The organism is Mycobacterium parascrofulaceum ATCC BAA-614 (assembly GCF_000164135.1).
Lineage (GTDB): Bacteria > Actinomycetota > Actinomycetes > Mycobacteriales > Mycobacteriaceae > Mycobacterium > Mycobacterium parascrofulaceum.
In genome coordinates, this window is sequence record NZ_GG770563.1 from 1 (window position 1) to 22,312 (window position 22,312).

Consider the following 22,312-nt stretch of genomic DNA (forward strand, 5'->3'; position numbering starts at 1 on the left):
GAACAACACTATGCCCACCACCGCCTTGCGCACCGAAGCCGACATCGTTGCCGCCGCAGCAGCATTCCTGGGCTTCGCACCCACCAACAGCGTCGTCGCCTACATGCTGCACCGTGACACCCACACCAGCGACCTGGTGGTCCGCAGCGCAATTCGCTTCGATGTCACGATCAGCGCCGAACAAGCCACCAACTTCCCGGCCACATGCAACCTGCGGCCCGAAACTAACCACGCCGCCGTGCTCCTGGCCGTGTGCGACGAAAGCTACGAATGGCATGCCGTCACCGTCCTCGACGCCCTGAGCGACGCGCTGCGCGCCGCCGGGATTCCAGTGCTGCGCCGCCTGATGACTCGTGATGTCACCACCGAAGGCCAGTGGTACGACCCCGACACCGGCGCAACCGGGCCCACCTACCCCTACACCGACTCTCTGGTCACCGCGCACCGGGTGCTCGGCGGTGAACGAGTCAGCCCGGCGCGCAGCGACATCCAAGCCGAATTCGCGCCCCTGCCGCCAGCCCCGCCGATCGCCCTCGGCGACCACGGCGAGCTTGTCATCGGTGCCGCAGCAGAGATCGCCGCCGCACTCGAGGGACACCAGATCAGTCGCACGCTACCGACCCGCGCCGGCATCGCCATCACCGCCGACGTCGCCGTGCGTGACGCCATGATCGCCGCCGCCCAACACACCGAGGCCGGCGCGCAACTGTGGACTCACATCGGCCGGCGCCTGCGCGGCCAGCCCCGCGCCGAAGCGCTCACGATCGCCGCCGCCTGCTACTGCCTGCTCGAGGACAGCGTGCGCGCGGCCATCGCGGCGCGCACCGCACTCGACGAAGCCGAAGCCACCAAGACCCCGCCGCCGCGGCTGGCGCTGATGCTGCTGACCGCACTGCGCTCAGGCATGCCCCCCGAACAGATCCGCAGCGCCATCGTCGACGCCACCAACCCCGAATAACCCCAACATGTCCCGGGCCCGGCCACTTCTCCGATCGTGAGGGGTGGGCCGGGCCCCCCTTTTTCTTCCGGCCCGCTGAGGTCCCGGCGCGCCCCGCGCGACCGGACTGGCCACCTCAGCGGTGGCCACCAAATCCGTAGCCCCTCACCTTGTTTGCCGTCAGCAAGGGTCGCAGTCTAACCGGGCGGGGGCCCGACCGCGCAACCCACGCCCGACCCGGTGATCGCCGTGCCGAGTGACTGTTTTCGGCCCTACGGCAGCTCGCCCGATGGCGCTTCGCGCCGGGCGAGCCCGGGCCGAAAACCCGGCGAGTAACCGGGTCGGTCTCTTCGGGGTTGCACGCCCACCCTCACCCGGTTAGCCCACTCCCCCAGCGCTGACCGGCGCGCCCAGCACCGCACAGAACGGAGAAATCGCATGTCCTACGACCTCATCACCACCGTGTACCTCAACGAAGGCGCCCATCAGTTCCACGGCTTCGGAGAGCTCGCACCCGCGCAGCTTGCCGCTGCCGCGGGATTCACGCTGACCGTGGCGTGCCCACCCAGCACCGAGCAGATCAAGGCTTGTCTGGAACTCGTCTTTGAGCAGCTCAACATCGATGAGCCCGACCAGCCATGGGCCCTCAAGTACCGGCTCGCCGGTCACCGCAGCCTCAGCGTCGGCGACGTCGTGGTCATCGGCGAGACCGCCTGGGCGTGCGCCTCCAGCGGCTGGGAGCTGCTCACCGCCGAGCGGCTCCACGGCGCCCTCTATCACTAGCCACCGGTGGTGGTTGGGCAGGCCCGACTTTGCACCCTGTCCAACCACCACCGCCTCTCACCTACCAACCTCAGTCACACGAAGGAGAATTCACCCATGGGCGAGTACTACATCGCGACATTTCTCGACCAGGCCGGCCGCATCACCCGCGCAGTTCACCCCGCGGACTACGGGATCAGTGAACGCCTGGGCGTCCAGACCCGCGAAGGCACACCCTTCCTCGCCGCCGTCGAAACACTGCTCGCCCTCGACGGGGGATCGCGGCTGGTGTGGGCCGGTGACTACGCCCCCGCCGAGCCAGGACAGGACACCAATCTGTACTGGGCTATCCAACCCCACCAGTTCGTCCGGTTCGAAGGCCTCATCGACCACGCTGCCGGCATCACAGCCAACACCCCCCGGCCGTCCTCGCGCCCCGCTGCCCACATCTACGTGTGCAACGCCGACCGCCGCGAGTACTTTGACAAAAGCGCCCTGCCCCTCGACGACTACGAGCAGCCCCGAAACATGCTGCCCGTCTTGACCGCCCACGGATACGGCAGGCCCGGCCGCTGGACACGAGACCGCATCTACCTCACCGACACCCACCCTGGCCACACCTGGACGAAAGTCCCCAGCCTGTTATGGACTTGACCGGCGCCCGGGCCCGGCCGCCTCTCCGATCGTGAGGGGTTGGCCGGGCCCCCCTTTTTCTTCCGGTTCCCCGCGGTGGCCGGCGCGCCCCGCGCGACCGGACTGGCCACCTCGCGGTGGCCACCAAACCCGTAGCCCCTCACCTCATTTGCCTGTCAGCGGGGTGCTCATGGTAATCGGGCGGGGGCCCGCCCCCTCAACCCACGCCCGGGCCGGGCATCGCCGTGCCGAGTGACTGTTTTCGGCCCTACGGAAGCTCGCCCGAAGGCGCTGCGCGCCGGCGAGCCCGGGCCGAAAACCCGGCGAGCTCCCGGCCCGGGACTCTTCGGGGTTGAGCGTCCACCCTCACCCGCTTACCCGCACCCCAGCGCTGACCGGCGCGAACAAAACACAGTTTCCCGGAAAGGAACATCTCTCATGGCACACGAACTCGACACCACCAACGGGCACGTCTCCTTCGCTAACTCCCGCAGCGACCACTGGCACCGCCTCGGTCAAACCGTTGGCCACACCATGACCGCCCGCGAGGCACTGGAAGCCGCGCACATGGCCGGCTGGAACGTCCGCAAAATGCCGCTGCAGGTTCCCCAGGAACCCGTCATCGACGACACCGGCGTCACCACGCCGGCGCCTCTGGTGGTGCCCGACTTCTATGCGACCGTGCGCACCAACCCGATCAACGGTCGCCTCGACGTCCTCGGGGTCGTTGGCAGCAAGTACGAGCCCCTCCAAAACGAGGCCTCCTGCGACCTGCTCGACGCCCTCGTGGACCAAAGCGGAGGCGCCCACTTCGAGACCGCCGGCGCGCTGCGCGGCGGGCGGGAAACCTTCGTCACCATGAAGCTGCCCAGCAGCATGGTCTTCGACGGTAAGGACGGCAGCAAAGACCGCACTGACTTCTACCTCGCGGCCTTAAATTCTCACGATGGCAGTGCAGCCTTCCGTTTCCTCCTGTCGCCCATCCGCATTGTCTGCGCGAACACCCAAAGCGCGGCGATCCGGTCGGCCAAGTCCAGCTTCTCCATCCGCCACACCGGCGGCGCGCGAGCCTCCATCGCCGAGGCCCGCAACGCCCTCAAGCTCAGTTGGCGTTACATCGAGGCATTCGAAGCCGAGGCAGCTGCGCTCTATGCCGCCCCGATGGACACCGAGGAGATGCGCAGCTTCGCCAACACGCTGCTCGAGGTCGACTCGGCGGGCACTACCGCCACGCGCCGCCACCGTCGTGAACGCGCCAACAGCATCGTGAAACTGTGGACGTCCTCTGAGACCATCGCGCCCATCGCCGGCACCCGCTGGGCCGCCTACAACGCGGTCACCGAATACCTGGACCACGTCGTTCCAGTCCGCGGCGCCAAAACCGCCACCGACGCCAGCGCCGCGCGCGCGTTGCGCAACATCACCACCGCGGCCAGCGGACAATCGCTGAAAGCTCAAGCGTTCCGGATGCTTCAGACCCTCTAGCTGCCCCCGGTGGTCTACCCGGGCCCGGCCAGCCCTCTCCCACCACGAGGGGTTGGCCGGGCCCCCTTTTTTCTTCCCGCATCACGGTTGCTTGCCGCACGTCGCCACCTGTTCGCCACCGCCGCCACGATTCCCGCCGCCGGACGTGCTCAGCCCGACCCGGGGGGCCTCGAGTCTTGTCCGCGATCCTCGCCGGCACTCGCCGGCTCGCCGCGCCGCGCCGCCTCGCTGCCGCGCTTCGACTACGCGCCCATCCCCGCGCCCCCCCGGCGCTCTTTCTAGGCCTCGGGCCGCGATCTGGGTTTCGACGGCCACGCCACCGGCTGCCACGGCCAAATCCGTTGGTGCCCGGCCGCTCACCATAGTGTCGGGTCGGTAGAGCCCAGCAGCGCTGCCTCGACGGCTTCGGCATCCCATCCGTGGCGCACCGCATCGCGCAGCGCCACCGCGCGCGCTCGCCGCGCCATGACTCCGTGATCGCCCCGGCGCACCAGCACCCGGCCCCCGCCGCGGCGCGCCCGCGCCATCATCTGCATGTTGTCGCGCTGCGAGCCGCCGATGACATGCAGCAAGCCGAGTTCGTCGGGCAGACTCGCTCGCACGCACACCGGATTGTCACAGCCGTGCAGGGCGCGCACCCACGGCTCTAACGCCTTCCCCTCCAGCGAGGCGGCCAGCGCATACCGGTTGGCCCGCACCATCATCCGCGCACCACCGCGGTACACCCAAAACCGTCCGTACCCGTCCCCGCCGATCGCCGAACACCAGATCGCGCAATCGTCGGCGCCCGGGCCCCGAACGACGTTGTTTTCGAACCGACCTAACTCCTCGGCGTGCACGCGCCGATCCACCACCAGCCGTAGCGGTTCCGAAACCCCCATACTCCCGATGCTTTCGGTTCCCTTGCGGCCCTGCGCCGCCCGTCGCCGTCATCATCCCCGCCGGCACTGACAACCTTGCGAGGCCCGGCTACGCGTGCGCCGGTATCGGCTCCGCTGTCAACGCATCCGCTGGTGGGCTCTGTGCGTCATCGCCTTTGCCGCCCACGCGTTCTGGTGTGACCGCCGGCGCCGGTGTAACCGCGCCCGCTACCGGTTCCGCGGCCTGCTCGCTGGATTCGGTTTCACGAATCAAGTCGCGCACCGCTTTTTCGCTGAGCCCGGCCATGCGGCCGATCTCACGTAGCGTTTCCCCGCGGTCACGCATCGCGCGCAGCGCCGCGCCTGCCTTGACCCGTTGGTTGGCGCGCCGCTGTGCGGCCTGCTGCGCCAGCGCCTGCTGGCGCTCGGCCAGCCACGCATCGACCGCTTCGGCGCGGTCGCGCGCATCGAAGAACGTCGCTAAGTCCTCGACGTTGGCCTTCGTGCGTCGGATCACTTCGTCTTGCGCCGCTGTTGCCGCTTCCCGCGCCGCGCGCCGGGCTTGCTTGCTCACCGCCTTGTTTCCCATGTCTCACACCGTAAAGCCCGCAAAACCCTTACGCCGCACCCGAACCCAAAAATCTCACCACCGCCACCACCTGCTATGCCCGGACCCGACCCCTCGCCACACCATCCCACCGCCACTTAGGGTACCCTAACTTCACCCGCCTCCAGCACATCACACCTCTTGCACTCAGGTCACGGTTTGGTAACGGACGCTAGTTAGGTGGCCTAACGAACGCGATATTCGTGTCGCGCGGGCGTCGCGTAACACTCAAGCACATGTCACGGTGGATTGGTGGTGATGCGGCGGTGATGGGCTTACACAAGTTGACCGCTGGCGATGGCTACATGTATCTGATTCGCCAAGTCGCCGCCTCGGATGCCACCGACCGGGGCCGTCCCAGCCTGGGCGAGTACTACAGCGCCAAAGGCGAATCTCCGGGCACCTGGATGGGCCGCGGGCTGGCCGCACTCGGCCAGCCCGTCTCCCGCGACCCCGCAGACCCCTTGGTCGCGCAACTGTGGTCGGTGCCGCACGGATCGCAAGTCAGCGAAGACCAAATGAAAGCCCTTTTCGGTGAAGGACTCCACCCCAACGCCGACCGAATCACCCACCATCTCACCGGATTTGGCCTCGCCCAGGCGGGCAAGATCGCCGCCGTGCGGCTAGGCCGCCCGTTCGCTACCAACAACACCAAAAACCAGTTCATGACCCGGCTGCGCCAGGCCTACCGCGACTACAACACCACCGTGGGCAACGAGGAGCACGCCAGCCTCGCCGCCGACATTAAGGCCCGCATCCGCACCGCACTCGCGCGTGAAATGTTCACCGAAACCTACTCTCGCCCACCGGCTGATGAACGAGAACTGTCGGGGTTTATCGCCAGCAATTCCCGCGCGGCCACCACCGCGGTGGCCGGCTATGACCTCACCTTCACCCCGGTCAAATCCGTCTCGGCGCTGTGGGCGATCGCGCCGACACCGATCGCCCAAGGGATCGAGGAATGCCACCGCCAGGCCGTGGCCGAAACCCTGGAATTTCTCGAAGACCAAGCAGCCTTTGCGCGCATGGGGGCCCACGGCGTAGCCCAAGTCAACAGCACCGGATTGATCGTGGCGGCCTTCGATCACCGCGACTCGCGCGCCGGAGATCCCAACCTGCACACCCACGCCGCGGTCAGCAACAAGGTACAAGTCATTGGCCCCGATGGGGTGCCGCGCTGGCTGGCCTTAGACGGCACCCCACTGCACCACGCCACCGTCGCCGCATCAGAGTTTTACAACACCCGCATCGAAGCGCTGCTCATCGCAAAGCTCGGTGTGCGTTTCGCCGAAACCCCCGCCAAACGCGGCAAACGCCCGGTGCGCGAAATCGTCGGCATGGCTACAGCTTTGATCGAGAAATTCTCCTCGCGAAGCGCGGCCATTGACCATCGTGTCGGTGAGCTGGCCAAGCAATTCCAGGTCGACCATGGCCGTGAACCCACCGTCGTCGAGATGCTCGCGTTGTCTCAACGGGCCACCTTGGAAACCCGCCAAGCCAAGCACGAACCGCGCTCGCTGGGTGAACAGCGCCACGTGTGGCGGGTGCAGGCCGTCGAGGTGTTGGGCAGCCAGCGCGCCCTGACCGCCATGGTCGCCGACGTCACGAATCAGGCGGTGTCCCAACGGGTCGAGATCACCGACAAATGGGTCCACGAGCACGCCGCCGCCATCATCGCCACCGTCTCAGAATCCCGGGCCACCTGGACGATCAACCACGTCCGCGCCGAAGCCCAACGCGAGCTGCGCTACGCCAACCACCCCGGCGGCCCCGAACTGGTCAACCGGCTCGTGGCGAGCGCTTTAAGCGAGCACAGTGTCGCCTTGACCACCGATGCTGACGCGGAGAAAAACGAGCCCGCCGCCCTGCGCCGCCGCGACGGTTCCAGCGTCTACACCCGCCACGACACCACGGTGTATAGCAGCGCGGACATCTTGTCGGCGGAGCGGCGGATTTTGGCGGCCGCCGGGCTGCGCGATGGCCGCACCGTCGATGACACCAGCATCGGGTTGGCGCTGCTGGAATACCAAGCCAACCAAGACGTCGAGCTCAACGCCGGCCAGGTGGCGCTGGTACGCGAAATGGCGTCTTCGGGGGCCCGCGTCCAGCTCGCCCTAGCCCCGGCCGGCACCGGGAAAACCACCGCGATGGCCGCACTGGCGGGCGCCTGGCGCAACGCCGGCGGCAACGTGATCGGGCTGGCCCCCACCGCCGGTGCGGCCGAAGTTCTCAACACCGACCTCAACGCTCCCACCGACACCATCGCCAAACTCGTCCAGCTCACCGAAACCCGCGCCGGCGAACCCGCACCCGCCGATGATCCGGCCCGAAAATGGTTCACCGCCATCGACTCTGACACCCTGCTGATCATCGACGAGGCCGGTATGGCCTCCACGTTGGATCTCGACATCGTGATCGCCCACGCCCTGGCACGCGGGGCCAGTGTGCGCCTCATCGGTGATGACCAGCAGCTGGCTTCCATCTCCGCCGGCGGCATCCTGCGTGACCTCGCCGATCGCTACGAGACCGTCACTCTGAGCACCGTCGTGCGCTTCACTCACCCCGAGACCGGGCAAGCCGAAGCCGCCGCCAGCCTGGCCATCCGCGCCGGCGACCCCGCCGGCATCGGCTTCTACATCGATCACCACCGCGTCCATGTCGGCGCCGATGCCACCGCCGCCGACATGGCCTACCGAGCCTGGTCGGCCGACATCGCCGCCGGCCGCGACTCGATCCTGTTAGCCCCCACCAACGAGCTCGTCGCCGAACTCAACGAACGCGCCCGCCTCGACCGCTTAGCCCAGACAACCAGCCAACCCACCAGCCCCGCAGACGCCACGACCGTCACCCTGGCCGACGGACTGACCGCCTCAGCCGGCGACTGGATCGCCACCCGCAAAAACGCCCGCTGGCTGCGCACCGCACAACGCGGCAAATGGGTCAAAAACGGGCACCGCTGGATCATCCGCACCGTCCACGAAGACGGCTCGCTGACCGTTGTTCCGTTGCGTGGGCGAGCCACCCCGGTCCGACTGCCCGCCCGCTATGTGGGCACCCACACCACCTTGGGCTACGCCAGCACCATCAACGCCGCCCAAGGTATGACCGCCGGGCGCCGCGACATCGAAGGCACCTGCCACACCGTCCTTTCCGACCGCCTCACCCGCCAACAGCTCTACGTGGCCTTAACCCGCGGCCGCACCGAAAACCACTGCTACGGTTCCACCGCCGAAGCCGACCCGCACCGCATCCTGGCGCCCAAAGCCACCCACCCCCCCACCGCCGTCGACATTCTTTCCGCGATCCTGGCCCGCGACGGAGCCCAACTATCGGCCCACAGCGCCGCCGCCGCCCACATCGACCCCTTCAACCGGCTGCACCGCGTCGCCGACATGTACACCGACGCCCTGACCGCCGGCGCCGAACACCACGCCGGCCCTGCCGTCATGGCCCGCATCGACACCACCGCCGCCGCGCTTCCCCACCAGGTGACCGAAGCCCAAGCATGGCCCGTCCTGCGCCGCCACCTCGCCCTGCTGGCCATCGAAGGACACGACCCCATCGCCGCCCTACACGACGCCGCGGCCACCCAGCTCGGCGACGCGCACGACCCCGCCGCCGTACTCGACTGGCGCCTGCCCGCCCCCATCGGCAACACCGCCGCAGACCTCGGCCCGCTGCGCTGGCTACCCGCCATCCCCGACGTCCTGGCCGCCGATCCAACGTGGGCGACCTGCCTGCAGCAACGCGCTCAACTCGTCGGCGAACTCGCCGAAAACATTCGCACCACCGCCCGCGGCTGGGATGCCGCCACCGCACCGGCATGGGCGCGCCCCCTGCTCGACGACCACCGCAACCTGCTCGCCGAAATCGCCGTCTTCCGCGCCGCCCACAACGTCGACCCAGCCGACACCCGCATCACCGGACCCCACCAAAACGCCACCCGCTCAGCCATCGTCCAACAAGCCATCCACACCCGCCTCGACGACGCCCTCACCCGCGCCGGCGCCGACACCACCCGCTGGCGCCAACTCACCGCCACCCTCGACCCCCACATCGCCGACGACCCGTTCTGGCCGCGGCTGGCCACCCACCTTGACGGCGCCGCCCGCGCCGGCGCCGACGTCGCCGCCCTGCTGCACGACGCCGTGGCCCAACATGGGCCCCTGCCCGCCGAAATGCCCGCCGCGGCCCTGTGGTGGCGACTGGCCGGTACGCTGGCACCCCCCTCACTGGAAGGCACCGACACCAAGCTGCGGCCCGCCTGGACCGCCGACTTGCACCACTTCCTAGGTACCCGCATCGCCGAGGCCGTCATCACCGATCCCGCCTGGCCCGGGCTGGTCGCCGCGGTCACCGCCGCCGATTGGCCCCCGCACGATCTGCTCGCCGCGGCCGCCGAACACCTCCACGACATCTCGGCCACCCAAACCATCCGCCCCGACGAGTACGCCCGCCTGCTCACCTACCGCGTCGAGCTGCTCGCCCACCACGCCGCCACCATCGACTCCGACGTCCCCCACCCCGCCGAACAAGCCGAAACACCCACCGGCCAACAACAATTCGACCTCAACGAGCACCTCATCAGCGAGGCCGATCTGCACGAGCCCCCGCCCGACCCCTACGACTACCCCTACGGCTTTGTCGAAGACGACCTCGCCGGCCTCGACATCGCCGACCTGCCCACCACCCGGCCCGCCACACCCGCCCGCGTCGACGACATCGACATCCCCGGCCTGCGGGCCCACCGTGACGCCGCCCACCAGCACGCACAACAGCTCGCCGACGCCATCCTCACCGGCGGCGGCGGGCCCGCCGAACGCGCAGCCGCCGCCGAGCTCACCCAACTGCACCAACAGCTCGTCGACCAACGCCCCTACCAGCAGGCCCTAGCCGCCGCGCACACCCGCTGGGTGCACGCCGAAGACACCGCCGAGCTACACCGCCAACTCCTCACCCAGCTCGAGGCCGCGATCACCGCGGCCACCGAACGCGGCGAACACGACGCCGCCGACCGCTACCAGCAGCACCACAACCAAGCCAGCGCACAAACCGAGCGGGTCGACACCGCCGTGCGCACCGCCCGCGCCCGCCTCGATGAGGCCCGCGCCGAACTCATCGCCACCGTCGGCGGCGCGGCCGGCATCGTCACCGAACAACACCTGCACGACCGGCGCGCCTACGCACTGCGCGCCGACACCGAAACCCTCAATGCCGCCCGCCGCCAGGCCCGCGCCCTCGACGACCAACTCGCCCGCGCCGAAGCCGCCGCGGCCCGTGCCCTGGCCCAAACCCCCGCCCACACCTACGATCTGGGCGCCGACCTAGACCAACTCCACGCCGAAGTCGACTTCCTTGCCGCCGCCAGCGCGGCCAGCCCCGCCGCGATGTACAGCCCCCCGCCGGCAGCCCTTGAAGCCCTCGACGATAAGCACCGTCGCGCAGTCACCGCCATCACCACCAACATCCACAGCGTCCAACTGCTCCACGTGCACCCGGGCGCCGACAAAACCGCCGCACTGGCCGCCCTGGCCGCCACCGCCCACCACCACAACAAGCCCGCCATCGCAGTGACCGACACCGAGTCCGCCGAGCGCACCTACGCCGACGCGACCACCACCATCGACGCCTACCGCGACGATGTCACCAGCAAGCACCGCACCTTACCGCTGGGCAGCCTGCTCATCGTCGACGACGACCATGCCCTCACCGCCGATCAGCTGCGCTGGCTCGCCCACAGCGCCGCCGCCACCAACACCAAACTCCTGCTCATCGCCACCCCCGGCGAACAGCAACCCGACCACACGCTGCTCACCGTCTTGGCCAACGACCTGCCGCACGCCCAGCAACTCGGCGTCCCCGACCCCGAGTATCGCCAGACCCGCACCGCCATCGACCGCGCCGCCCACCACGTGGCCGCCACCAACACGCCCAGCACCGAGCGCAGCCGCGCCGAGCAACTGTTGCGCCAACGCGACCAGGTTCTCGGCCAGCTGGCCGACATCGCCACCAGCACAGCACGATTGGATGCCATCGCTGCCCGCGACCGCGCACGCGGCCGCGACCAAGACCGCGGCAACGGCCTCGAACTCTAACCGCCCACCGTGTGGGTGCAGCAGTGTAATTTTTCCCGGCACGGGCCCAGACCACCGTCTCGCGTCGGGCAGCGCTTTCATCGATGTCCCGCGACAATAACCATGTGGACACCTGGGCCGAAGCCGATTTGGCGTGGAAGCTGGTCGACGTCACCAGCCCGTCTCTTTCCGCCGCCGAAAGTGCCCAGCTTTACGCCGTGCTCGGTGCAGGTGACTCCTACCGCGCCATTACCACTGTCTTGCGCGCGCTAGTGCAGCACGCCGTGCCCTTGCCCGCCGACCTCAAAGCTGAACTCACTGACTGCCTTAGCGCCTACCAGCACAGCGTCGCCGCACCGCATCTAGATCAGCTGCTGCGTGCCGTCCCACCCGTGTAGGTTTTGGTGGCGAAATTCGCCATCTGGCGTCCGGTCGGTCTCAACGCCGCCAAGGATGAGCGTCGAGCATCGCCGTCACCACCTCAGCCACCGCGTCACCGGTCGGATCTTGCTGGCCCAGCCGCTGTGTCGCCGAGGCGATTCGGGCCAGCAGGCCGCCGTATGCCTGGGTAGCCGCGCCCACGTAGGTGTGCGCGGCGTGGGCTTGCCAACCATCGCTGTACCGGGCCGACAAGGCGTGTAACTGCTCAGACAGATCGGCGGCTTGCCGCTGCACCGTCGCCACCAGGGCGCGGACAGCCTCACCGTCGACCGGCTGACCGTCGCTGATCATGCCGGCTTCCAGTACCTGGTCAAGGGCAGCGACCGCCGAGAGCGCGTCTTCGATCGGGCCGGTATGCGCCCGCACTTCCGGGGCGGGAATAGGAACACTGAGCAGATCCGGGGCGCCCGCGCCGGCCAGGCGGGCCTGCTCGGCTTCTGCGCGTGCCTGCGCGGCCTCTGCTTGAGCCGCATGTAGAGCCGTCACAGCGTCGTCAGCTTCTGCCCGGGCCCGTGCCAGTGCAGCGCGCACCGTGGCAACCTCGCCATCGGCGCGGCCCTGCACGGCCGCGACCTCGGCCGCCGAGCGAGCGCGGACCTCTTCGAGCTCGCCGCGCAACTCTTCTAGGGCTTGGTGCGCTGCACCGCGCTCGGCGGCCCGCTCGGCGCTGCGTTGTTCGGCGCGTTCCTGTGCGGCACGCGCCTGCTCCTGGGCGGCTGCTACTTCGGCGCCGGCGTCGGCGCGTACCCTTTCGAGCTCGGCTCGGACCTCTTCGAGGGCTTGCTGAGCGGCTGCGCGTTCCTCGCGGCGCTCTGCAGCTCGTTCTTCGGCCCGCTCATTGGCGGCGCGCAGCTGCTCGGCGGCCGTGGTCTGCTCGGTGGCGGCGTCGGCGCGTACCTGTTCGAGCTCGGCGCGCAGCTCGTCCAAAGTCTGTTGGGCGCTGCGAAGTTCGGCGGCGTGTTGGGCGGCCTTACTCGCGGCCGCGGTGTCTGCTCTGCGCGCCTGTTCGCGGGCCTCGGCGGCCGCCCGGGCGGACTCCGCGGCCTCGCTGCGAGCTATCTGTGCGGCCGCTTCCGCGTCGCGTTGGAGCTGCTGGGCCTGGCGCGTCTGATGCTCGGCTACCGCGCGACGATGATCGGCCTCGACAAGCCGCATCACCGGTGAAAGATGTTGCGGTGCTGGGCCTTCGCGGTTGCGGTGCTCGATGAGCTCAGATTCACTCATCGCGGCCGCCGCGGCTACCTCTGCAGGCGAGGCTTTGCCGTGCCGCTGCGCAGCATCGACCGCGGCGGTGGCGGCCCGTTTGGTGATCGGCGCCCAGCGATCGACGTCGAGTTCCTCGATGTGCTGCCGCAGGTGTGTCATCGGCGCTGACGGCGGCGATCGCTGGCGACCGCCACTTTGCTGGGGGTCTCGGGCGGTGCGCCATTAGTCTGTGCCGGTTCGGCCGCGGGCTGATTTCCTCGTGGCCGCTGGTCGGCCGGGGCTGTAGCGGACGGTTCTGAGGGCACGCTGCCCTGGTGGGCCAAGAGCCGCGAGAATTCGTTCAGATAGACCGTGACCGCCTCGGCGAGGGTGTCGGCGCGCAGATCCTCAGCGTCGCGCAACAAACCCCGCAGCAGTTCGAGAGCTAATTCTGGCCCCAATCCCACGGTGGCGCGTTGGTTGTCGGCCGGTTCTACACCGGCGGTTTCCACTATCCACACCAGCCGCTGCCAGCACTGCTGGACTGTCGCATTGTCGCGTTCGGCATCACGAATTTGCTGGTAGCGCTTGGTGGCCCGCCCGACCGCAAACAGTGCGACGGCGGCCAACACGAGGGCTGCCAGCAGGGCCGCAGCCCCGCCGAACCCGGCTGACATCAGAAACTCACGGGCCGGTGGCAAGTCAGGCAGCCGTTGAGCCACCCAGACATCCGAAATCATCGGCGACGTCGCAAGCAACGACATGGGAAAACCATACCGAGACACCACGGCCGTGCGCGACGCTCAGCCCAATTTGGTGCGCCCCCGTCTTTCACATAAAAGGGCTAAAAGGCCCCGTCGCCCTCGGGGTGCTTGCCCAGCGGAAGGCCAGCCGCCGGGGCTCGCCCTCATCGTTCCTGACCTCTTTTGACGCCCGTGATTCATTGGGCTCAAGGTTGAAGGTCGTCCGGGCACTCTCCAGGGCGTGCGCTCCGTAGTACTTGGCGTAGTGCTTTAGCAAATAGTCGGCGATCACCTGGTACGCGTTTTCGACCGAGACGCACCCTGCGAGCTGTTCCCATTTGGCGGCTTCTTCGCTCTCCCAGTCGGCGTCGCTGACCCACAAGGTGCCGTTCTCGATGGCCACGAGCTCTACATAGCGCCACGTGTGTGGCGCGTGGTAACGCACCTGTGTTTCGCCGATTCCGGTACCGAACTCCGGGTGCTCGAACGCGGCGCGCTGCGTGGTTTTGAGAACCCCATCATTGAGTAGCTCAACGGCCGCGTACCGCTCCGTTTGACCGTCACTGAACGTGACATCGGCCGGCCCCAACGTGTCATCTTCAATGCTCATCGCCACCCCAGTTCGATTCTTATCTTTGCGGCATTCTCTCAGCGGCATAGGACATGTCGTAACCACCAACTAGTTCAGAATCGCCAAGCGGTGCTGCTCCTAGGCCCACCCCGGCTCGGGTTCGGCGTAGGAAGTGGTGAGCCGTTCAACCACTTGCCCGGTACGTGTGTCGATTAGCGTCCATTGCTCTTCGATGCAGGTTCGGGAGCCGCCGACGTGTCTCCGTGTCATCCGGAGCTGCCGAAACTCACTGTCGCCCACGCTTATCCATATAGTGGGGACCATGGGCACGTCTTCGGCCACGTACCAATCAAACTCGCTCTGTCGCTGAAGCGTCTCGACAAGACCGGTATGGTCAGTGAGGTACCCGGTTCCCGAGCTCAGCGCCACGAAATACCGTGGCGGGTCGCCATCGCCTTCGCGCATCCTGCCCTAATCTCCTTGCGCTGCAATCTTCAAAAATAATTTTCATCGTCTGGGTGCGACGTCGAACAGGGCCAGCTGCACCGGTTTGGAAGGTGCGCGGCGGCCTCGCTGCCGCTGCCGTTCTTCTTTGTGCGCTACCTCGGCGATCGCGGCGGCCGCGAATGCCAGGTACTGCTCACTGGGCTGTTTGTCGAGTTCCTGGCCTGGCCGATAGGTCGACTTGATCGACTCACGAAGCACAGGTGGTACTTGAGCCCAATGGGCCGGACACATGAATAACCGCGGTTCAATCTCAGTGTCGCAGCCGCGAGCGTGGCAGAGATGTGGTGGCGCCTCAGTGGGTGTCGCCGGCAGCGGTGATGGGTTCATTCGCGAACGCCTTTCGCGCTTGTCAGATCACGATGCGAGCTTGAACTGCTGGTCTGCAGTCGGTGTGGCACCGTGGTGCGGTAGTAGCCCTGGCGTTCCAGGCGCTGCATCGTGGGCAATCGCGATCACCCACAGATAGATCAGGACAGCGAGCATGACGCCAAGAATGAGCCCTAGCACGAACATGGTCAGGCTAAACGCCAGGCGGCGATCCGCGGTGGCCGATCGCGCTGCACTGCCGGCGATTTCAGCACTTAGGTTAGCCGTCTCCGCAGCTAACCAGGCACTGCCGGCGCTCACACTTGCTCTGTCGGCATCGATATCCGAGCAGGCGGCCCAGGTCTCGGCGGTGTCACGGTAGATCGTGGCCCGGTTGGCTTCACTACGCGCGCAGTCGGAGTAAATGCGCGACCATCGGGCATTGCTATGCGCCTCGTCGAGGGCGAAATCTATCGCTGCGTCCTTGCGTACCGCAGCGTCGTCGGCCTCGAAGCGTGCGTAGCGCGGTTCCGGGTCCGTCCCCCAGGGATCGTTGCTGTTTGGGTCTGCTGGGTCGACGTCAATGGAGTCGAGGAAGTGCGGCGTATCAGCCATTGGTGATTCCCGATCTTTGGTCGTGATTATTGTTGTCGCCCTGGCCATTGCGAAGTTGGCCGCGGCGATGAGGGCAACGTTAGGGCTGGTAACTTGCGTCTGTGACCTGGTTGGCAACGTCGTCGATCACCTGCAGCGTGCCGTGGATGGCCACCGCGATCAGCAGCACCGCTACGGTGATGGCCGCGGCGAGGCCGCCCAGCCACGGAAACTTCCGTGAGTCATTCACCGCTTGCGCGCCTTGCGCTTTCGGTCGGCAGCCATGGCAGCAGTGCATCGCGCAGGGTGATTGCGATGCTGTCCCGTTGGCGGGTGTCCCAGCCCAGCACGCGTTCGAGCGAATTACTCAGCAGCGGTTGGTCATCCAATGCCGCAATGGTGTTGCGCCAGCTGGGTGTGTCCGCATCGGTGGCCACGTCGATAGTGGTGGCGGCCTGCACCACCCAGCTGATGCCCTGGCTGTTGCCTACTGGGGATGCCGCATACAGCATCGCCGCGAGCGGGGCCACAGCCACGGTGGCCCAGACGTCGTAGTGGTGGTCGCGTCCGGCCGACGCCGAATCCAGTAGCGCCTGAGCTGCTGTCATCGCCTCGGACGGGCTGCCTACCAGGATGGTTGGATCATCCACTGTGCTCACTTGTGCTCCTTAACTTGGTGATGGTTGGTGTTCTGGGCCGCGAGTGTTTGGCCCAGGTCCTGTGGTTGATGACCGGCACTGCCGCGGGCACAGTCCCGTTACAGAGCCGGCGGCCACGGATACCGCAGCCGATAAACGCCGTAACTTCATGCATCGCTGGCACTTTCGCCAACCACAGTGGACCGTGGAATGAACTTCACACTGCGCAGATCGACCGGTCGATCATTGGTGAGGCGTGCAATGTCGGTCCATTCGCTAACGTCGCTGAGGGTCGTGAAGGTGCGTTGCTGAATCCGGACTGGACGGGCGCGCGCTGCCATGTCGAGCAGGAGTTGGACAACATCGTCGAAATAGAATGTGCTAGTCGGGTCCTCGTCGTCGACGCGGAACCAAAATTCCGCAGGATCAGCGCGGTATTCCTGCCAGAACAACGCATTTCCTGACGCAGCGGCGCTCGCCGCGCCCAGATCAGCACTCAGCGATTCGGCCTCGACGCAATCCCACACCTCCGGTGGGCTCGCCAGACAGATCCCGACGCCGTTGGCAATCTTCGACGTCTTGCCGCTGACCTCCTGTGACACCCGGCGGGCGCTGACACGGTAGTGGACATCCGACCACACCGCACACCACTGCCGCCCCGCCGGCACATAGTCAACGCGGCCAGGAAGGTCCACCCGCGGCGCCTCGTATCCGGCCGCCTCCGCGGCCGCGAGAACCAGCCGCGCCTGAGCGATCAGCAGTGGCGCTGACGTGGTGATGGCGCGGTGCACGGGATCTGTTGTCGGGTACCGCTGAAGTACCTCGGCGAGCCGCTCGGCCGGATCGATCGGGACGCCATCGGGGCCTGTGCACAAATCGGCACAGCTGAGGATGGCCAGCTCCGCCACGTCGGCCGGCAACGGAAACGCTGCTAGCTGCTCGTGCAGCCCTCTTTCACGAGCCTCGACCACCGCGCCCGTATGATGCGCGATCAAACTCACCACATTGGGTGAAATCCCGGCCTGTTGGGCGTATCTGGCGCCATCGAGCGGGTGAAAACCGGTATCCACCAAATCCGGGGAATAGCCAATGTCATGCAGCCACGCCGCAGTAACGATGTCCTCCTCATGTCCGGGTGCCAGTACCCGCGCCAGCCGCCCAGCGGTCGCGGCCACACCGGCAGTGTGGGAATAACGCCGCGTCGTCACCGGCGCAGCCGAGGTGTAGGTCGACTTCGACAGCAGCTGCAGCGCCATGAACTGAGCATCTTCGACGTTCACCGGTCCCCCTTGTCACGTTTGTGTACGCGCTGGTGCGGCTGGCGAGTGCATAGTTGCTGACGCCAACTGCGCTGGCTCGGGGCGCTGATCGACGCACTCACCGCACATCACCTAATGAGTCAGCCGGAAAGACGCATTTGGCATGGACGGCCGGCCACGTCGCGGTGTGGTCGTGTACCCGTGCCACATAGTCGAAGCTCGCTAGCAATCCCAGACAGGTGACGGCCTCTACGGTCAGAAGGCATGACCAAAAGGCCAGTGTGCGAACAAGGTTCGACCGCACCCAGTGGTCGGTGGTCTTGTCGTGCAACGCGCTCATCATCAGCCCGCCTGCTCGCGCCGATGGCGATGGCTGTGGGTTAATTCCCAGTGCGCCAGGTGGCCGGGCTGGTCGTGGACGCGGCGCACCACACCGCGGCGCTGCAGGGTGAGCAAGGCCCGGTAGACCTCTTCGGCCACCACCGGTCGCCGGCCACGTCGGCCACGATGCTCAGAGACGGCGATGCGCGCCGCGCTGGTTGTGGTGGGACCGCCGGCGCCCGCCAGGACGTCAACGAGCTGCGCGCGCAGCTGCTCGGCGTCGCTCATGTCTTGAGCGCCTTCATGGCTCGGCGGTGGCGCTGTAATACCCATTCCCACATCGTTTCTGGTTCACGCTCCGGCGGGTCGGCTTGTAGCAGCCTGTTCACCGCGTTGTCATACCGTTTGACAAAAACCGGCCAATCGGGAAGCTCGGTGGCGATGCCGGCTGTGCCGCGCCGCAGCATCCGTGCTTGGCCGAGGTTTTGTGGGAGCAGCCGCCGGTAATCCAGACTCGGACCGAGGTGTGAAGACAATGTCTTGCCGCTGCTGGCTTGGTCGAAAGTCTCTTGGCGGCGGGTGGTTTCGCGTGACCACTGCTCGGCGCGCTGCAGCATCTCCATCTCCGCGGCCCCGTACATGATCAGGGCGGCCGGGAAGGTGTCGCGCAGCTCCTGGGCGTAAGCCTTGCCATAGATCGTGTCGAACTGGCTCGACCCCTGCACCGACAAGAGAAGGTTGACCCCCAGGCCCCGGCCCTCTGAAACGTGACGGCGCAGGGCCGGCATCGGGGCCACGTTGGCCGCCTCGTCGATCACAATCAGCAGCCGGTGCATCATTTCTTTTCGTGCGGTCTTGCCGCGCCAGCTGCGCACGAGGTGCTCGAGCAGGGTGACCGCGGCGCCGGCGATGGACCCTTCGGCCGGTGCCAGGATGAACAGCGTGGCATCGGGGTTGGACAGAAACGATTCGTCGAATGTGGGCTCGGTCATCCCGCGCAGCCCTAACCGCATCCACGGGGTGACCGCTTTGCGCATCGTCAAGGCGATGCTGTCGCGCTGGCGCGGGTCCATGGCCAGGGTCCGCATCAGTGCGTTGCGGAACAAGGGTTGACGGGCCACGTAGCGGGCGGCGCTGTGCCAGCCTGGCGCGTCGGGCGCCTTTTTGTCTTCTTCGAGGTTGTCCACGGCCATCAGCACCCATTCGATGCCCTTGCCGTTGCCGCACGGTGAGGCCGCATAGAGCATCGCCGCCAACGGGGCCTCGGTGTTGGATTCCCAAATCCCGGCATCAGAGACCTGGTCGATTCCTGATCCCAGACCGACCGCGGACATCTGCATCATGGTGTTGGCGGTGGTCACCGCCTGATCCGGAGTGCGAATCAGCGCGGTCGGATCGAATGAGCGCACCTCGGCGTCGGTGGGATAGACCGGCGAGTAATCCGGGCGTAAGTCGATGACTTGCTTTGGGCCCCAACGTCGTTGGCACACCAACCACATCAGGTCATCTTTGCTGGACACGCAGACAGCGGGCCCGCCCCATAGCACACTGGCCGGCGCCAGCACGCCGGTCGTCTTTCCCGTTTCCGTGGGCGCAGAGACCAGGATGTGTGCGGGTGCTTCGGCCACGACAAGCTTTCCGTCGTCGCGGCAAAACCCGCAGTAGGGTGAAGCACGCCGAACATACATTCCTAGGACCTCCTGATGGGGCTGGGATCTCCCGGCGGACTTTCACGGTGGGTGGGGAACACTCCCGGCCCGGTCAAATCGTCGGCTTGCAGGAATCCGAAGTCGATCTCATCGACGTCATCGGGCGGGCGCATCGGCCACCAGTCGCGGGCCCCGTCTACGGCCAGCCAGCCCTCCAAAATCCCGTAGACACCTGCTGTGAGCAGCGTCGCCGGGATTTGAGCCAGCAACCACGGAATCGCGGCCGCCGACACCAGGGAATCGCCCGGGCCTGCCAGCCACAACAGCAGTGGAAGCGGAGCACCGACGATGGCCGATGACCACATGAACGCGGCGATCGGGTATGAACGCAGTTCGCCAGGAATTAGCTGCACGACACTCACCGACAACGCTTTACCTGCCGGCCAGCCCAGCGGCGCCAGCACCGCCGCAGTCATAAAAAGCACCCAATCAAACATTGCATACGGTGTTTTAATTCCGCGCGCATACCACGGATGAATAACGTCGTCGTCAGCGGGATCAACCCGCGCACCGGTACGGTCGGTGTCGCGATCTCGTATTTGGCGTGCAACAATTTCTGCACGCCTTTTCTGAAATATAAACGTCCGTTGGTTACGGGCAATCCACTTGCGGCGGATCTCGTCGAACCGGTCAGGAGGCACTGACATCAGCAGCACCCCCCGCGGCTCGTACAGGCTCAGTGTAAAAGTCGCCGAGGCGTTGCGCGACGTCCAGCAGAAAGTTCTTCAACTCGGCCGCAGTACGCGCCACCCCGACCGATTCGGCGTCACGCCGAGCCGCGTCGACCGCAGCCGCACACCTGCTGACCTGCTCAGATATCCTCAGCGTGGGGCTTCCGCCGGCCAGCGTCCACTGCGCCGAACCCTCTTGCCACCCCAGTGCCACATCCAGGCGAGCCAGTGTCTTGACCGACAGCCCGCCGCCGCGCTCAGCGGCCTTATACAGCGTCGAGGGTGCCGGGCCGCCCGCCGCTGCCAGGTCCTCGCGGGTCCAGCGCAGCTGCGCGAGGCGGTCCTCGACGAAAAAGAGCAGCCGCCCTACTCCGTCTGCCGGGATTGCATTCACACGAATGACGGTAACAACCGATCAAGTTATTTCGCTACGGCCGTGGAATATCAGTTATTCCACCCCTTAAGCTGAGCCCAAGGACAGGAGGTCAGCAGATGCGCGTGGTAATGGGCGTTTTTGTCATCGCCATCATGGGATGTGTTTTCACCCTGATCACAGCGGTGGTCTTCGTGACCCAACACCTGTTTGCCGGCGTCGTGGTCGCCGGTCTGATCGTCGCCGCTTGGGGCGTCAGCGCACGCCGGCGCCGGGCGCGCCGCGCGCAGCATCACTCGGCCTACCCGACCGGCGTGGCCAGCCCGCAGCTGCCGCCGGCGACGCCGTGGGCGCCATCCCAGATGTCCTCGGCGGCGCTGCGCCCGCGCAGCCTGCCCCCCGGTGTGCGGCGGCGTCTGCCATGAGCAAGCCCACGACCGATCACGAGTACTATTGCGCTGCCACGCAGGCGTTCTTCGATGAGATCGACAGCGACGGCCCCGACGTGATCACCACGCACGTCCCCGGCCCTGGAGATGAGCTCCCTCCGCCGCCAAGTCCCGATCCTGAACCGGACTGGGAACCCAGCGGCGACGGCGGTAGTGCCGAGCAGTTCGGCGAGCGACGGCCCGCCGATGACGACGAGCTCGTTGATCTCGACGGCCCCGGCCCTGCCGACGAACGTGATGAGCAGCCCGGCACTGTAGACGACGACACACCGGCACCCAGCACCGAGCGTGACAGCACCGAAAACCCCTCACCGGCAACCGATCTGGCCCACCAGCCCACCTCCCCCAAGGACGAGGACACCGGTGGCGCGAAGACCAAGAGCACCCCCCGCTACAACAAGAAGATCGCCGTGGGCTTCGCGGTCATCACCGTGGCGGCCACCGTCCTGGTCAGCGCAGGCCTGCTGGCCATGCGCAGCGACCCGCACACCAACGAGCAGCCTCAACCCGCACAGCCGGGCACCCGGCTCAGCGTTCTGGCCGCCCCGTCCAGTACCACCCCGGCGCCCGAGGGCCAAGACTCGGCCATCCCCTACACCGCCACGTCGGTGGGCTGCCTGCCCGGATCGACTGCCGCGCAATCAGTCGCCGGCCCCGACACCACCCAGGCCTGGGTCTGTGTCACCGGCGGCAACGTCGGTCAATTCCTGGTCATCAATCTCGGCCGCACCATGGTGGTCACCTCGGTCTGCATCGCTCCGGGCTGGGTCGGGGCCGACGCCTCGGGCGCCGATCAATGGCACCAGCACCGCGTCCTGACCCGGGTGCAGTGGAGCTTCAACGACGTCCCGCCCACCGCGATCCCCCAAGAGACCGGCAGCGTGCACGGCGAGGCCTGCAAACCCCTGCCCAGCAGCGGGGTGCTGGCCTCTCGAATCATCATGCTCGTCCAAGAGACCGGGCGCGCACCCGCCGACACCGCCCCCACCACCACTTCGGCTCCCGGCGGCGGGGGTCTGTTCGGCGAGGTGATGGGACCACCGGCCGCCCCGGCCGATCCTGCACCGACCAGCAGCACCCCGATGCTGCCTGGCCTGCCTGCCGAGACCAGTCACACCGATCCCGCTGACAACACGTTTGCGTCGTCGTCGATCAAAATCTTCGGCCACTCACCCCTGCACCAGTAG

The 22,312-nt window shown here is 67.0% G+C and carries 23 protein-coding genes; 10 read left to right on the forward strand and 13 right to left on the reverse strand.

Features of this window, described 5'->3' with window-relative positions; translation table 11 throughout:
* From HMPREF0591_RS28545 to HMPREF0591_RS28560, 4 genes are all read left to right on the forward strand, one after another.
* A partial coding sequence (locus HMPREF0591_RS28545) for a DUF4192 domain-containing protein (RefSeq protein WP_308011540.1) occupies positions 1-958 on the forward strand: 958 nt, incomplete at its 5' end.
* A gap of 417 nt (positions 959-1,375) precedes the next feature.
* The gene (locus HMPREF0591_RS28550) at positions 1,376-1,720 is read left to right on the forward strand and encodes a hypothetical protein (RefSeq protein ID WP_007172302.1); all 345 of its coding nucleotides are present in this window, start codon (positions 1,376-1,378) and stop codon (positions 1,718-1,720) included.
* A 96-nt stretch (positions 1,721-1,816) separates the two neighbouring features.
* The gene (locus HMPREF0591_RS28555; RefSeq protein ID WP_007172303.1) at positions 1,817-2,353 is read left to right on the forward strand and encodes a hypothetical protein; all 537 of its coding nucleotides are present in this window, start codon (positions 1,817-1,819) and stop codon (positions 2,351-2,353) included.
* 417 nt (positions 2,354-2,770) lie between these two features.
* The gene (locus HMPREF0591_RS28560) at positions 2,771-3,817 is read left to right on the forward strand and encodes a DUF932 domain-containing protein (protein ID WP_007172304.1); all 1,047 of its coding nucleotides are present in this window, start codon (positions 2,771-2,773) and stop codon (positions 3,815-3,817) included.
* Between the two features lie 356 nt (positions 3,818-4,173).
* On the opposite strand, the gene HMPREF0591_RS28565 is transcribed toward HMPREF0591_RS28560, so the two are convergent.
* Entirely contained in the window at positions 4,174-4,698 is a 525-nt protein-coding gene (locus tag HMPREF0591_RS28565; protein WP_007172305.1) for a hypothetical protein, read from the reverse strand.
* 88 nt (positions 4,699-4,786) lie between these two features.
* Entirely contained in the window at positions 4,787-5,266 is a 480-nt protein-coding gene (locus HMPREF0591_RS30520) for a hypothetical protein (RefSeq protein WP_007172306.1), read from the reverse strand.
* Positions 5,267-5,520: 254 nt separating this feature from the next.
* Here HMPREF0591_RS30520 and mobF point away from each other — a divergent pair, with 254 nt between their 5' ends.
* Both mobF and HMPREF0591_RS28580 read left to right on the forward strand, forming a co-directional pair.
* Positions 5,521-11,379, forward strand: coding sequence for a MobF family relaxase (mobF, locus tag HMPREF0591_RS28575; protein ID WP_007172307.1), 5,859 nt, complete (start codon positions 5,521-5,523; stop codon positions 11,377-11,379).
* A gap of 104 nt (positions 11,380-11,483) precedes the next feature.
* On the forward strand, positions 11,484-11,756 hold the full coding sequence (locus HMPREF0591_RS28580) for a hypothetical protein (RefSeq protein WP_040624325.1): 273 nt from the start codon (positions 11,484-11,486) through the stop codon (positions 11,754-11,756).
* A gap of 40 nt (positions 11,757-11,796) precedes the next feature.
* Here HMPREF0591_RS28580 and HMPREF0591_RS34205 read toward each other — a convergent pair whose 3' ends face one another.
* Complete coding sequence (locus HMPREF0591_RS34205) at positions 11,797-12,417, reverse strand: hypothetical protein (RefSeq protein ID WP_007172309.1); 621 nt, start codon at positions 12,415-12,417, stop codon at positions 11,797-11,799.
* Positions 12,418-12,429: 12 nt separating this feature from the next.
* On the opposite strand from HMPREF0591_RS34205, the gene HMPREF0591_RS34210 reads away from it, so the two are divergent.
* Both HMPREF0591_RS34210 and HMPREF0591_RS34215 read left to right on the forward strand, forming a co-directional pair.
* Positions 12,430-12,963 (forward strand): hypothetical protein, encoded by a 534-nt coding sequence (locus HMPREF0591_RS34210; RefSeq protein ID WP_050790173.1) that lies wholly within the window; start codon positions 12,430-12,432, stop codon positions 12,961-12,963.
* 33 nt (positions 12,964-12,996) lie between these two features.
* Entirely contained in the window at positions 12,997-13,173 is a 177-nt protein-coding gene (locus HMPREF0591_RS34215; RefSeq protein WP_157137590.1) for a hypothetical protein, read from the forward strand.
* Here HMPREF0591_RS34215 and HMPREF0591_RS28590 read toward each other — a convergent pair.
* The 10 genes from HMPREF0591_RS28590 to HMPREF0591_RS30545 all read right to left on the reverse strand — a co-directional run bounded on the left by HMPREF0591_RS28590 (position 13,161) and on the right by HMPREF0591_RS30545 (position 20,697).
* On the reverse strand, positions 13,161-13,748 hold the full coding sequence (locus tag HMPREF0591_RS28590) for a hypothetical protein (protein ID WP_007172311.1): 588 nt from the start codon (positions 13,746-13,748) through the stop codon (positions 13,161-13,163). The two genes, HMPREF0591_RS34215 and HMPREF0591_RS28590, sit on opposite strands and share 13 nt — an antisense overlap.
* 67 nt (positions 13,749-13,815) lie before the next feature.
* Positions 13,816-14,337, reverse strand: coding sequence for a hypothetical protein (locus HMPREF0591_RS28595; protein WP_007172312.1), 522 nt, complete (start codon positions 14,335-14,337; stop codon positions 13,816-13,818).
* Between the two features lie 822 nt (positions 14,338-15,159).
* Positions 15,160-15,726: a hypothetical protein gene (locus HMPREF0591_RS28610; RefSeq protein ID WP_007172315.1), complete on the reverse strand. Its 567-nt coding sequence runs from the start codon at positions 15,724-15,726 to the stop codon at positions 15,160-15,162.
* Positions 15,727-15,805: 79 nt separating this feature from the next.
* Positions 15,806-15,955 (reverse strand): hypothetical protein, encoded by a 150-nt coding sequence (locus HMPREF0591_RS32725; RefSeq protein WP_007172316.1) that lies wholly within the window; start codon positions 15,953-15,955, stop codon positions 15,806-15,808.
* Entirely contained in the window at positions 15,948-16,364 is a 417-nt protein-coding gene (locus HMPREF0591_RS28615; protein WP_139315438.1) for a type IV secretion system protein VirD4, read from the reverse strand. The genes HMPREF0591_RS32725 and HMPREF0591_RS28615 overlap by 8 nt, the downstream gene beginning before the upstream one ends.
* 146 nt (positions 16,365-16,510) lie before the next feature.
* Positions 16,511-17,623: an HD domain-containing protein gene (locus tag HMPREF0591_RS31670; RefSeq protein ID WP_007172318.1), complete on the reverse strand. Its 1,113-nt coding sequence runs from the start codon at positions 17,621-17,623 to the stop codon at positions 16,511-16,513.
* A gap of 321 nt (positions 17,624-17,944) precedes the next feature.
* Positions 17,945-18,211 (reverse strand): hypothetical protein, encoded by a 267-nt coding sequence (locus HMPREF0591_RS28630; RefSeq protein WP_007172320.1) that lies wholly within the window; start codon positions 18,209-18,211, stop codon positions 17,945-17,947.
* A complete protein-coding gene (locus HMPREF0591_RS28635) occupies positions 18,208-19,611 on the reverse strand; it encodes a type IV secretory system conjugative DNA transfer family protein (RefSeq protein WP_007172321.1) in 1,404 nt (467 codons plus the stop codon). Before HMPREF0591_RS28635 ends, HMPREF0591_RS28630 begins: the two co-directional genes overlap by 4 nt.
* A gap of 2 nt (positions 19,612-19,613) precedes the next feature.
* On the reverse strand, positions 19,614-20,279 hold the full coding sequence (locus HMPREF0591_RS28640; RefSeq protein WP_040624365.1) for a hypothetical protein: 666 nt from the start codon (positions 20,277-20,279) through the stop codon (positions 19,614-19,616).
* On the reverse strand, positions 20,263-20,697 hold the full coding sequence (locus tag HMPREF0591_RS30545) for a hypothetical protein (protein WP_007172323.1): 435 nt from the start codon (positions 20,695-20,697) through the stop codon (positions 20,263-20,265). Before HMPREF0591_RS30545 ends, HMPREF0591_RS28640 begins: the two co-directional genes overlap by 17 nt.
* Before the next feature lie 98 nt (positions 20,698-20,795).
* Between HMPREF0591_RS30545 and HMPREF0591_RS28650 the strand changes: the two genes are divergently transcribed.
* A complete protein-coding gene (locus tag HMPREF0591_RS28650) occupies positions 20,796-21,101 on the forward strand; it encodes a hypothetical protein (protein ID WP_007172324.1) in 306 nt (101 codons plus the stop codon).
* Positions 21,098-22,312, forward strand: a complete 1,215-nt coding sequence (locus tag HMPREF0591_RS28655; protein WP_007172325.1) for a hypothetical protein — start codon at positions 21,098-21,100, stop codon at positions 22,310-22,312. Before HMPREF0591_RS28650 ends, HMPREF0591_RS28655 begins: the two co-directional genes overlap by 4 nt.